The 12,101-nt window shown below is 67.0% G+C and carries 9 protein-coding genes and 1 pseudogene; 7 read left to right on the top strand and 3 right to left on the bottom strand.

The features are described 5' to 3' along the window. Positions 1 to 175: 175 nt before the first annotated feature. From N2603_RS24305 to N2603_RS24295, 3 genes are all read left to right on the top strand, one after another. On the top strand, positions 176 to 1,363 hold the full coding sequence (locus tag N2603_RS24305) for a pyridoxal phosphate-dependent aminotransferase (RefSeq protein WP_260384143.1): 1,188 nt from the start codon (positions 176 to 178) through the stop codon (positions 1,361 to 1,363). 87 nt (positions 1,364 to 1,450) lie between these two features. Further along, complete coding sequence (locus tag N2603_RS24300; RefSeq protein ID WP_018646969.1) at positions 1,451 to 2,008, top strand: biotin transporter BioY; 558 nt, start codon at positions 1,451 to 1,453, stop codon at positions 2,006 to 2,008. An 84-nt stretch (positions 2,009 to 2,092) separates the two neighbouring features. Continuing rightward, positions 2,093 to 3,427: a dicarboxylate/amino acid:cation symporter gene (locus N2603_RS24295; RefSeq protein ID WP_018646970.1), complete on the top strand. Its 1,335-nt coding sequence runs from the start codon at positions 2,093 to 2,095 to the stop codon at positions 3,425 to 3,427. A gap of 19 nt (positions 3,428 to 3,446) precedes the next feature. On the opposite strand, the pseudogene N2603_RS24290 reads toward N2603_RS24295, so the two are convergent. Continuing rightward, a pseudogene (locus N2603_RS24290) lies at positions 3,447 to 4,333 on the bottom strand (SDR family oxidoreductase). Positions 4,334 to 4,425: 92 nt separating this feature from the next. Here N2603_RS24290 and N2603_RS24285 point away from each other — a divergent pair. The 3 genes from N2603_RS24285 (at position 4,426) to N2603_RS24275 (ending at position 8,367) form a co-directional block, all read left to right on the top strand. Continuing rightward, the gene (locus N2603_RS24285; RefSeq protein ID WP_260384142.1) at positions 4,426 to 5,262 is read left to right on the top strand and encodes a helix-turn-helix transcriptional regulator; all 837 of its coding nucleotides are present in this window, start codon (positions 4,426 to 4,428) and stop codon (positions 5,260 to 5,262) included. A 48-nt stretch (positions 5,263 to 5,310) separates the two neighbouring features. Further along, entirely contained in the window at positions 5,311 to 7,452 is a 2,142-nt protein-coding gene (locus N2603_RS24280; protein ID WP_260384141.1) for a tetratricopeptide repeat protein, read from the top strand. Between the two features lie 180 nt (positions 7,453 to 7,632). Next, complete coding sequence (locus N2603_RS24275) at positions 7,633 to 8,367, top strand: phosphotransferase enzyme family protein (protein WP_260424241.1); 735 nt, start codon at positions 7,633 to 7,635, stop codon at positions 8,365 to 8,367. 33 nt (positions 8,368 to 8,400) lie between these two features. Here N2603_RS24275 and N2603_RS24270 read toward each other — a convergent pair whose 3' ends face one another. Together N2603_RS24270 and N2603_RS24265 are read right to left on the bottom strand one after the other, a co-directional pair. Next, positions 8,401 to 9,633, bottom strand: a complete 1,233-nt coding sequence (locus N2603_RS24270) for an NAD(P)/FAD-dependent oxidoreductase (RefSeq protein ID WP_260384140.1) — start codon at positions 9,631 to 9,633, stop codon at positions 8,401 to 8,403. A gap of 27 nt (positions 9,634 to 9,660) precedes the next feature. Beyond that, positions 9,661 to 11,157 carry an amidase gene (locus N2603_RS24265; protein WP_260384139.1) on the bottom strand — a complete coding sequence of 499 codons (1,497 nt, stop codon included), beginning with the start codon at positions 11,155 to 11,157 and terminating at the stop codon, positions 9,661 to 9,663. Between the two features lie 209 nt (positions 11,158 to 11,366). Here N2603_RS24265 and N2603_RS24260 point away from each other — a divergent pair, with 209 nt between their 5' ends. After that, positions 11,367 to 12,047, top strand: coding sequence for a helix-turn-helix domain-containing protein (locus N2603_RS24260; protein WP_260384138.1), 681 nt, complete (start codon positions 11,367 to 11,369; stop codon positions 12,045 to 12,047). Positions 12,048 to 12,101 lie beyond the last annotated feature (54 nt).

The raw sequence follows: 12,101 nt of genomic DNA, 5'->3' as shown, positions 1-12,101 counted from the left end.
GGGACCTGGAATGCAGTTTTCGTGATTGGTTTTGGCGATTGGCGGCGGACCGGATACGCGATATGGCCTATGAGCCGTACCCCTTATGAGCCGTACAATGCGGCCAGTCTGGGGCGCAAGCGCCCCGTTTTGAAGGACCGGACGGACCGGTCCGCCAGCGAAATAGCAGAAATCGATGCAGGATGCGACATTGAGGAACCGGTTGGGGCAGTGGCTCGAGCCCTCCCGCCGCAGCGACGTTCCCCCGTTCATGGTGATGGACGTGATGGCCGCGGCGGCCCGAATCGAGGCCGCCGGCGGTCATGTCATCCACATGGAGGTCGGCCAGCCCGCGGCCGGCGCGCCGAAAACCGCGATCGCGGCCGCCCATGCCGCGCTCGAGGCCGGCCGGATCGACTATACCTCCGCGCTCGGCATCCCTTCCTTGCGCGAGCGGATCGCGCGGCACTATCGCGACATCCATGGGTGTGACGTCAGCCCCGAGCGGATTGTGGTGACGACGGGCTCGTCCGGCGGATTCATCCTCGCGTTCCTGTCGATGTTCGAGCCCGGGGACCGCGTCGCCGTGACGGTGCCGGGCTATCCGCCATACCGCCACATCCTGACTGCGCTCGGCTGCGAGCCGGTGCTGATCGAGACGACGAACGAGACACGCCACGCGCTCACCGGCGAGGCGCTGCTTGCCGCCCATCGCAAGGCGCCGCTGAAGGGCGTGCTGGTCGGCAGTCCCGCCAATCCAACGGGAACGATGATGTCCCGCGAGGCGCTCTCCGGCCTGATCGCGGCGGCGGAAGACGCCAAAATCCGCTTCATCTCGGACGAGATCTATCACGGGCTGGACTACGCGTTTCCGGCGGTGACGGCCGCGGCGCTGTCCGACCACGCACTCGTGATCAATTCGTTCTCGAAGTATTTTTGCATGACGGGCTGGCGCGTCGGCTGGATGGTCGTGCCGGAGATTTTGGTGCGCCCGATCGAGCGGCTGCAGCAGAACCTGTCGATCTCGGTGCCCTCGCTGTCGCAGATCGCCGCCGAGGCCGCCTTCGACGGCGCCGCCGAGATGGAGGAGATCAAGCACGGCTATCAGGAAAACCGGCGCATTTTGATCGAGGGACTGCCCAGGGCGGGGCTCACCAGGTTCCTGCCGGCTGACGGCGCGTTCTATCTCTATGCCGACGTCTCCGATTTCACCTCGGACAGTTTCGAGTTCGCCAAGCAGATGCTGAAGCAGGCCCATGTGGCGGCGACGCCGGGCGTCGATTTCGATCCCATCCATGGCCGTTCATTCATACGGTTCTCTTATGCCCGTTCGGCAGAAGAGATGCGGGAGGCAGTTGACCGGATCGCTCACTGGCTTAAATAGCCGCCAGTTTTCGCCAGCCTTCCGGAGTGCAACTTGTCTGACCGTTCCGTGCCCACCGCCGCCACGCATTCTCCTCTCGCCGCATTGATGTGGCCGACCCGTCCGGGCGAAACAGTCGGTGCACTGCGTGCAGTCGCGCTGATTGCGCTCGGCACCGCCTTGATGGCGCTATCAGCCAAGGTGAACCTGCCGCTGCCTTACGTGCCGATGACGTTGCAGACGCTGGTGGTGCTGATGATCGGCGCCGCCTATGGCTGGCGCCTTGGCAGCGCAACCATGATCGCCTACCTCGTCGAGGGTGCGCTTGGCCTGCCGGTGTTCGCTGGTCCCGTGGGTGGGATTGCACCGCTGGTCGGCCCGACCGCGGGCTATCTGTTCGGCTTCGTGCTCGCTGCCTTCGTCACCGGCTGGCTCGCCGAGCGCGGCTGGGATCGCAGCGTGGTGCTGCTGTTCGCCGCGATGGCCGTCGGCCACATCGTCATTCTGGCCGCCGGCTTCGGCTGGCTGGCCTTCGGCCTCGGTCTGGGCGCGGCGAAGGCCTGGCAGGTGGGCCTTGCGCCGTTCATTGCGGCGTCCCTGGTCAAGAACGCGCTGGGCGCGACGCTGATGCCGGCGGCGCGCCGGCTCGTCGATCGTCGCGGGTAAAGCGCACCATTCCGATCGGTTCCAATTGACAGGGCCGGCCAAGTTGATCTTGGCTGGCCCCAATGTTCGAGGGGGAGTGAAACGATGACGACGACAACGATGGCGGGGGCGCCGGTCGCGCCGGCCGCAGCAAAGCCGTGGTACAAAGTCCTCTATGTCCAGGTGCTGATCGCCATCGTGCTCGGCGCCATCGTCGGCTGGCTGTGGCCGTCGTTCGCCACCAACGACTGGATCAAGGCGATGGGCGACGGCTTCATCAAGCTGATCAAGATGGTGATCGCCCCGATCATCTTCTGCACCGTGGTCTCGGGCATCGCCCATATCCAGGATGCCAAGAAGGTCGGCCGCATCGGCGTCAAGGCGCTGGTCTATTTCGAGGTCGTCTCGACCTTCGCGCTGGTGATCGGTCTCATCGTCGGCAATCTCGTCAGGCCGGGCGCAGGCTTCGGCAATGCGGCGGCGAGCGAGGCGGCCGTTGCGAACTACGCCAAGCAGGCCGCCGGCCAGAAGTCCGTCGACTTCGTGCTGCACATCATTCCGGACACCGTGGTCGGCGCCTTCGCACAAGGCGAGATCCTGCAGGTGCTGCTGTTCTCGGTGCTGTTCGGCTTCGCCATCATGAGTCTGGGTGAGCGCGGCCACACCATCCGCAGCTTCATCGACGATGCCGCGCATGCGGTGTTCGGCGTCATCTCCATCGTGATGCGCGCGGCGCCGATCGGTGCGTTCGGCGCGATGGCCTACACCATTGGCAAGTTCGGCACCGGCGCGATCCTCAATTTGATCGGCCTGATCGCGACGTTCTACGTCACGGCTGCGCTGTTCGTGTTCGTCGTGCTCGGCATCATCGCGCGCATGGCGGGGTTCTCGATCTTCAAGTTCCTCGCCTACATCAAGGACGAGCTGCTCATCGTGCTCGGTACCTCCTCCTCGGAAAGCGCGCTGCCGTCCTTGATGGAGAAACTGGAGCGGCTCGGCTGCTCGAAGTCGGTGGTCGGCCTCGTGGTGCCCACGGGCTATTCGTTCAACCTCGACGGCACCAACATCTACATGACGCTGGCGACGCTGTTCATCGCTCAGGCGCTCGGCGTCGATCTCTCCTTCGGCCAGCAGCTGACCATCCTGGTGGTGGCGATGCTGACCTCGAAGGGCGCCTCCGGCATCACCGGCGCGGGCTTCATCACGCTGGCGGCAACGCTCGCCGTGGTCGATCCGCGCCTCGTGCCGGGCATGGCGATCGTGCTCGGCATCGACAAGTTCATGAGCGAGTGCCGCGCCTTGACCAATCTCTGCGGCAACGGCGTCGCCTGCGTGATCGTCGCCTGGTGGGAAGGTGAGCTCGACCGCGACAAGCTCAACGCCAACCTCTCCAAGCAGGTCGACCCGACCGACATGGAGACGGCGATCACGACGGACTGATCCGGACGCGAGCCACGCGTCAGACCTCGAAGTAATAGGGCTGGTCGAGATCCTCGATCAGCCCTTTTTCTTTGGGCTCCCAGCCGAGTACCGCACGCGTCTTCGCGCTCGAGGTCGGAACGTCGATGGTGGCGAACCGCGCGAACCATCCGAAATGGGACTCGGCTTCGTCACTGGACTTCGCGACCACGGGCACGCCGAGCCGTTTGCCGATCACTTCGGCAATCGTCTTGAACGGCACGCCTTCCTCGGCGATGGCGTGATAGCGGCGGGCGGATGCGCCTTGCTCCAGCGCGAGCCGGTAGACACGCGCGGCGTCGAAGCGGTGCGCGGCCGGCCAGCGGTTGCTGCCATCGCCGATATAGGCCGCAGTGCCTTTCTCGCGCGCGATCGCGATCAGGCGCGGGACAAATCCGTGGTCGCCCTCGCCGTGGGTGGTGGGGGCGGCAGCCGCACGATGCCGGCGCGGACGCCTTGATGCATCAGATCTTCGGCGGTCGCTTCCGAGACGCGTGGAAAGTGGCGGGCTGCGGCATCGTCCTCGGTCGCGAGGCGTCCGGGCGCGAGCAGGGCCACGCCTGACGTGACGATCAGCGGGCGATCGGAGCCCCTCAACCCGTCGCCGAGCGCCAGGATGGCGCGGCGGTCGAGCTCGCAATTCTCGGCGAACTTCGAGAAATCGTGGTTGAAGGCGAGGTGGAGCACGCCGTCGGATGCGGCCGCGCCGCTGCGTAAGGAGGCATGGTCCTCGAGCGAGCCGCGATGGACCGCGGCGCCCATCGCCGCGACGGCGGCAGCACCGGCGTCGGTCCGGGTAAGGCCGGTGACCGCGTGGCCGGCGGCGATCAGGTCGCGAACGACGGCGGAGCCGACAAAGCCGGTGGCGCCGGTGACGAATACGCGCATGAGATATCTCCTCGGGGTTGGTGGCGAGGACCATCTGCGCTAGACTTATCCGGGTAAAGTAGTGACATTATCGGGGTATAATAGCTAACAGGATGAGTGAGACCGCCCCAGCCGAGAACCTGCTCGGGACCTACCTGAAGGACCGCCGCACCCGGCTCGATGCCGCCGCGTTCGGCCTCAGTGGCAGCCGCAGGCGCACGCCCGGGCTCCGTCGCGAGGAGGTGGCGCAGCGCGCCAATATCAGCCCGACCTGGTACACTTGGCTGGAGCAGGGCCGGGGCGGGGCACCCTCGGCCGACGTGCTCGATCGCATCGCCCGCGCCTTGATGCTGACCGATGTCGAGCGCGAGCATCTGTTCCTGATCGGCCTCGGCCGCCCGCCCGAGGTGCGCTATCAGGCGGCGGAGGGCGTCTCGCCCCGGCTGCAGCGCGTGCTCGACGCGCTCGCATTCAGCCCTGCATTGGTGCGGACCGCGACCTGGGACGTCGTCGCCTGGAATCGCGCGGCGAGCGTGGTGCTGACCGACTATGGCGCGATCCCGCCGGGCCAGCGCAACATCCTGCGCTTCATCTTCTGCGATCCGCGCGTGCGCGCCGCGCAATACGACTGGGACAGCGTGGCGCGCTTCGTGGTGGCGGCATTCAGGGCGGATGCGGCGCGCGCCGGCGCCGTCTCGCATGTCGCCGATTTCGTCGACGAGCTCTGCCGCACCAGCCCGGAATTCGCCGCGCTCTGGCGCGACAACGACGTGCGCCATCATGGCGACGGTACCAAGCGGCTGCGGCATCCCGTTCACGGCACCATGTCGTTCGAATATTCGAGCTTCAACGTGGAGGGCCGCTCCGACCTCAGCATGATAGTCTACAACCCGGCGACGCCTGATGACGCCGACCGCATCAGGACATTGCTCGCCGAGCGCGCCGACTGACGGAATTTTCGAGCTCGCGCGTTTAACCCGCATCTCGGAGCTTGAGGGGTGGGTATCGTGAGCGACGCGGCTGTGAATCCGATTGTGTTGCAGGCGGCGGAGCATTTTGCGGCGGGGCGGCCGGACGAGGCGGATGCTCTGTGCGCCGAGGTTCTGAAGGCAGAGCCGGATCACGTCCCGGCGCTGCATCTGGCCGCCGTCGCCGCCTTCGTCAGCGACCGCGCGGCGGAGGGCGCCGCGTTGCTCGGCCGCATCTTCAGCGTCGATCCCGAGCACGCGCCGGCGCTCGTCACGCTCGGCGATGCACTCGCGGTGAAGGGCGAGCAGGAGGGGGCGGTCGCGGCATTCCGGCGCGCGCTGGTGCGGCGGCCCGACGATGCCGGCCTGCACAACAAGCTCGGCGTCGCGCTCGGCGAGCTCGCGCGCTTCGACGAGGCCGAGGCCGCCTATCGCCGCGCACTCGCGCTCGATGCGCATCTGACGCGGGCCTGCTTCAACCTCGCCGTCGTGCTCGCGGAGCAGGGGCGGCTAGCCGAGGCCGACGAGGCCTATCGCGCGGTCATCGCGCGGGAGCCTTCGTATCGTGGCGTCTGGCTCAATCTCGGCAATCTCCTCATCGACCAGGTGCGGCTCGGCGAGGCCGAGGTGGCCTATCGCCACGCGCTCGACGTTGATCCTGATGATCCCGGCGTGCTGTGCAATCTCGGGGCCGCGCTCTATCGGCAAGGGTCGCTGGAGGACGCCATCGTCCAGTATCGCCGCGCCATCGCGCTTGCACCCGACAATGCTCCGGCGCTGCGCCTGCTCGGTCTGGTCCTGCACGAGGCCGGTCATCTGCAGGAGGCCGCTGAGGCCTACAGGCGGAGCTTTGCGCGCGATCCGTCGGACAATGTGATCGCCAGCAACCTTGGTGCCTGTCTCTCCGAGCTCGGCGAACTGGACGAGGCGATCTCGGCCTGCGAGCACGCGCTGCTGCTGAAGCCGGATCACGCTCCGGCCTGGACCAATCTCGGCATCATCTTCGAGAAGCAGGAGCGCGCTGCCGACGCGGTCGCGGCGCATCGCTGCGCGGTCGTCGCCGATCCCAAATATGCCAAGGGCCACGCCAATCTCGCGGTCGCGCTGCGCAATGCCGGCGAGATCGACGAGGCGCTCGCGGTCTCGCATCGTGCCATCGCGCTCGATCCCGAGCAGCCGCTGGCACAGTACAACCACGCGCATTTTCTGCTGATGAACGGCCATTTCGCTGAAGGTTTCGATGCCTATCGCTGGCGATGGAGGTGCAAGATGCTGTCGGACGGCGATCCCGTGTTCGCCGAGCCGGAATGGCAGGGCGAGCCGCTCGATGGCCGCACGCTGCTGCTGTTCGCCGAATACGGCCTTGGCGATGCCCTGCATTTCGTGCGCTATGTGTCGATGGTGGCCGCGAAGGGCGGCCGGATCGTTCTGCAGGTTCAGCCCGCGCTCGCCGGACTGCTGCAGCAGCTGTCCGACGTTACCGTGATCCCGCGCGGCGTGCCGCTGCCGCCGTTCGATCTGCAACTGCCGCTGATGAGCCTGCCGCGCATCTTCGGCACCACGCTCGACACCGTTCCGGCTGATGTCCCGTACCTCCATCCCGAACTCGCAAAACTGTCGCGCTGGCGCGCGGCGCTTGCGGATGTGACGGCGCTGAAGGTCGGCGTGGTCTGGGCCGGCAATGCCAGGCACAAGGGCGACCGGCAGCGCTCGCTGTCAGCCGAAGCCGTGCTGCCGCGCCTCGTGATGCCGGGCGTGCAGCTCTACAGCCTGCAGAAGGAGCCGCGCCCGGAGGATGCCGCGGTGCTGGCCGCGCTCGGCACGGACATCATCGATCTTGCGCCCGCGCTCGGCGATTTCGCCGACACCGCGGCGGCGGTCGCGGCGCTCGATCTCGTCATCGCCGTCGACACGTCGGTTGCGCACCTAGCCGGCGCGCTGGGACGCACCGTTTGGATGCTGACGCCTTACGCGCTCGACTGGCGCTGGCTGCGGGATCGCGAGGACAGCCCGTGGTACCCAACCATGCGGCTGTTCCGCCAGCGCAGCCCCCGCGAATGGGACGATCCGTTGCTGCGCCTCTCGGCTGCGCTCGCGGTGCTTGCCGCAAGCGCGGAGAGCTGGACCAATGCTTGCTGCCGCAGCTCAATTGCAGATGGGGCGACGAAGTAGGCCGCGCGGGACTAGGGCGCGTACTCATTGGAGCCGGGGCCTTTCGTGTTGCGGGGGCGCAACAATCGGATACGGCCGTCACGGCAGGCCTGTTGCATCGTCTGCTTCGGGCCAATAGTGGCATTCGCCAAAACGTCTTTTGCCAGCCAACTCGATGAGGAGCGCCTTTTGATGTCGCCAGTGGGATGGGAGGCAATCCGGCAGTGGGGTGAAGATGTCGCTCGCATCGAACCCCTCACTGGCGGAGTCGCCAACGACGTGTGGAGCGTGCGAGTCCACGGGCACCTCGCAGTCGGTCGTCTCGGTACAAGGAGCGACGCTGATCTCGCATGGGAAACCGACCTCCTCCAACACCTCGATCGTGAAGGTCTAACCGTGCCGGTGCCGATCCCGACGACAGACGGCAGGTTGTTCGCGGACGGTCTAGTGGTGATGACATACGTGGAAGGCGGACCGCCCGAGACGGAGGCCGACTGGCGTCGCGTGGCGGACACGCTCCGCCGACTGCATCAGTTGACGCAGGGCTGGCCGCAGCGCCCAGGTTGGCGATCGTCGACCGATCTCCTGCACGCCGAAACCGGGACGAGGATCGATCTCGGCGCGATGCCGCCTGAGAGCGTTGCTCGATGCCGAGCAGCGTGGGCACGGCTCGCCGGACGGCAGACATCCGTCGTTCACGGCAACCCTAACAATCCCGGTAACGTCCGAATAACCGCGAACCGGGTCGCACTGATCGACTGGGACGAGTCGCACGTCGACGTCTCCGACCTCGATCTGGTGCTGCCCCACAACGCCGCCGGTCTCGACACTGGCGCGCACGACATTGCCGCCCAAGCGTCGGCCGCATGGGAAGCCGCCGTCTGCTGGGACGACGAGTACGCAATCAAGCGGCTCACCGAAGTTCGAGCGGTCTGAACGGCCGCGCGGCCGCATCATAGACGCCGCATCCTAGAACCGCTCCGGCCGGTAAGGCGCAGGATCGATCGACGGCGTCTCGCCGCTCATGATCTCGGCGAGCAGGCGCCCGGTCGCAGGTCCCAGCGTAAAGCCCTGATGGCCGTGGCCGAAATTCATCCAGAGGCCGGGATGGCGCGGCGCCTGTCCGAGCACCGGCAGCATGTCGGGCGTGCAGGGGCGGGTGCCGAACCACGGATCGGGCTCGACGCGCTTGCCGAGATCGATCAGCTCGCGTGCGGAGGCTTCGGCGCTGGCGAGCTGCACGGGCGTTGCGAGCGCATCCGGACCGGTCAGCTCGGCGCCGGTGGTGATGCGGATGCCCTTGGCCATCGGACCCATGGCGTAGCCGCCGCCCTTGTCGACGAGCGGCAGATCGAGCGAGGCGCCGCCGCTGTAATGCATGTGGTAGCCGCGCTTGCGCACCAGCGGGATGCGATAGCCGAACTTGAACAGGAGATCCGGCGACCATGGCCCGAGCGTCACGACGGCATGGGCGGCGTCGATGCGTCCCTGATCGGTGTCGACCGACCAGCCGCTCGTGGTCTGCTGCAGCGACTGCGCATCGCCGAGCACGATCCTGCCGCCGAGGCGCGCGAACAGCTCGGCATAGGCCGTGACCAGCGCGCCCGGATCGGACACGGTCCAGGTGTCGAGCCAATGGATCGCGCCGGGCAGGTCATCGCGCAGGATCGGCTCGGCCTTGGTCAATTCGCTGCCTGACAACACGCGAAAGTTCACGCCGAATTCGCGCTGGTCTTGTTCCGCGTCCTTGATCGACTGCTCCAGGGCTGCGGCATCGCGATAGAGCGCGCGATAGCCGGCGCGGCGGATCAGATTGTCGGCGTGGGCTTCGCGGATGAGGATGTCGTGCTCGCTCGTGGCGTCGCCGATCAGGCGCGCCCAGCCGACGATGGCTTCGCGATGCCGCTTCGGCGCCGAATGCCACCAGTAGCGCAGCAGCGGCTCGATGTGACGATGCAGCGAGGACAGGCTGTAGCGCACGTCATTGGTGCGGCCGGTCGCGATCTTCAGCAGTGTGGCGAGGTCGCGCGGCATCGGATAGGGGCGCACGGCTTCTGCCTGGATCATCCCGGCATTGCCGTAGCTGGTCTCGCGACCGGGCTCCCTGCGGTCGACGAGCGTGACGGCCCAGCCGCGCCGCTGCAGGTGCAGCGCTGCACCCACACCGACCATGCCGCCGCCGAGAACGATCGCGCTTTGCATCGGACAAATTCTCCTGTCAGGCCCGGGTCATTCCCAGGTGAGAAAATCGGGCGCGGCCGACAGCGGCGGCGCTGCGGCGAGTCGCGCGAGGTCAGGTACGGGCCGGCACATTTGTGCGTCGTTCGCGAAAGCCGCCTCGATGCTCGCGGCGACCGAGAGCACGATGGCATCGCCGCCGCGCGGGCCGACGATCTGCAGGCCGAACGGCAGGCCGGCCTCATCGAGGCCGAGCGGGATGCTGATCGCCGGGTGGCCGGCAAGCGTAACGGCATAGGCGAGCGCGAGCCAGTGGAAATAGGATTTGGTCGGCACGCCGTCGATCTCGGCGGGATAGAGCTCCGACCACGGCCGCGGGCTCAGCGTGATGGTCGGGCTGATCAGCACGTCGCAACGCGCGAAGAAGCTCTGGTAGGCGCGATAGATCCGCGTCTGCGTCGTGGCCGCGCGCGCGTGGTCCTCGAGCGTGTAGCCGAGGCCTTCCTCGACATTGGCGCGGACGTTCGGACCGAGCATGTCAGGCCGTTCTTTGTAGTTCTTGCCATGCGTCGCCAGGAACATGCCCGCGCGCAGCACGGCGAAGGCGTCGTCCGCACCGGAGCAGTCGGGCGTTGCCTCGCGGCTTTCGGCGAACAGCGGCGCGAGCTTGCTCACGCGATTGCGGAACACGCGGCGGATCGCCTGTTCGGTCGGCGCGAAGCCGAAGTCTTCGGTGAAGGCGAGACGCAGCTTGCCGAGATCGGCGGGACGCGGCGCGGCCCAGCGCTCGGCGCGCGCACGCAACGGTTCGCCGGGCAGGGTGTAGGCGAGCGGATCGCGGGCATCGTCGCTCGCCATCACCGACAGCATCAGCGCGGCGTCGGCGACGTTGCGCGCCATCGGCCCGTCGGTCGACAGGTTCGACCAGCCGAAGATGCGCTTCTCGCTTGGGACAAGGCCATAGGACGGACGCATGCCGACGATGCCGGAGAAGCCGGCCGGATTGCGCAAGCTTCCGCCGGTGTCGGAGCCCGAGGCGAGCGGGGCCATGCCGCAGGCGAGCGCCACCGCCGAGCCGCCGGAGGAGCCAGCCGCCGAGCGCATGGGATCGAACGGATTGCCGGTCGCGCCGAACACGGGGTTGCGGGTGTTGCCGCCGGCCGCCCATTCCGGCGTGTTGGTCTTGCCGAAGATGATGGCGCCGGCGGCCCGTATGCGAGCGACCGAGCCCTGGTCGGCGGCCGGCACGTTGTCGCGCAGCAGCGGGCTGCCGTAGGTGGAGCGCATCCCGGCGGTGTCCTGGGTGTCCTTGATCAGGACCGGCAGGCCATGCAGCGCGCCGCGATCCTCACCGCGCAGGATGGCTGCCTCGGCCTCCTTCGCCGCAGCGCGCGCGCCCGGCTCGTCCAGCGTCACGACAGCGTTGACGGCGCCATTGACGGCGGCGATGCGCGCGAGGCAGGCATCGAGCAGCTCGACAGGCGAGATCGTCCGCGCAGCCAGCAGGCGGCGCAGCTCAACGGCACTGGAATCGCACAGTTCGGACAACACCCGCTCCCTTTCAGATTATGAAAACGATTTAGCATATCGGAAAGCAGAGTGGGGCGCCAATATTCGCCAGTCTGAGCTATTTTCATGCACCAATGGAGCACGGCCTGCCCGATCAGCGCCAAATTAGGGCCGATTCGGACTGTTTAGGTCGAAAAGATTAGATCTATCGATCAACTATTTTTCTTTGGTCGTGCTAGCATCGCGACATGAGCGAGATCACGACATCAGAAACTGCCAATTCCCAGCTCGGCCAATGCCTCAAGGCCGCCCGCCAGGCGCGCGGCCTGACGCTCAAGCAAGTGGCGGAGCGGACCGGGATGGCGCTCTCGACCCTGTCCAAGGTCGAGAACGGCCTGATGTCGCTGACCTACGACAAGCTGCTCCAACTCACCTCGGGCCTGAAGATGGAGATCGCCGAGCTGTTTAATCCCGCGGTCGCTGCGCCCGCGCAGGGGCGGCCGGTGACTGCGCGGCGGAGCATCAGCCGGGCCGGGCAGGGGCAGGTGATCACCACGAAGTTCTACACCTACACCTATCAATGCACCGACCTGATCGGCAAACGCATGGTGCCGATCGTGGCCGAAGTGCGCGCGCGCTCGCTTGAGGAGTTCGGTCCGCTGCTGCGTCACGGCGGCGAGGAGTATTTCGTGGTGACGCGCGGACGCGTCGCGGTCCACACCGAGTTCTATGCGCCGGAGATCCTGGGCGAGGGCGACGGCATCTATCTCGATAGCACCATGGGCCACGCCTACCTCAATGCCGGCGAAGGACCTTCGGCAACAGGCGTCTGCCTCTGCACCAGCGAGGCGCCCGATCTCTACGACCAGCTCCGCCAGATCGCCGCGCGCGACGTCGCGCCGCTCGGGGATGACGAGCTGCCGTCGTAGGGGCGGCCCCCTGAAATGAAAAACGCCCGGCTTGGCCGGGCGTTTTTTGTTTGG

Origin of the sequence: Bradyrhizobium huanghuaihaiense (assembly GCF_025200885.1) — a bacterium.
Classification (GTDB): Bacteria; Pseudomonadota; Alphaproteobacteria; order Rhizobiales; family Xanthobacteraceae; genus Bradyrhizobium; species Bradyrhizobium huanghuaihaiense.
This window is presented reverse-complemented; position numbering and strand designations above follow the sequence as displayed.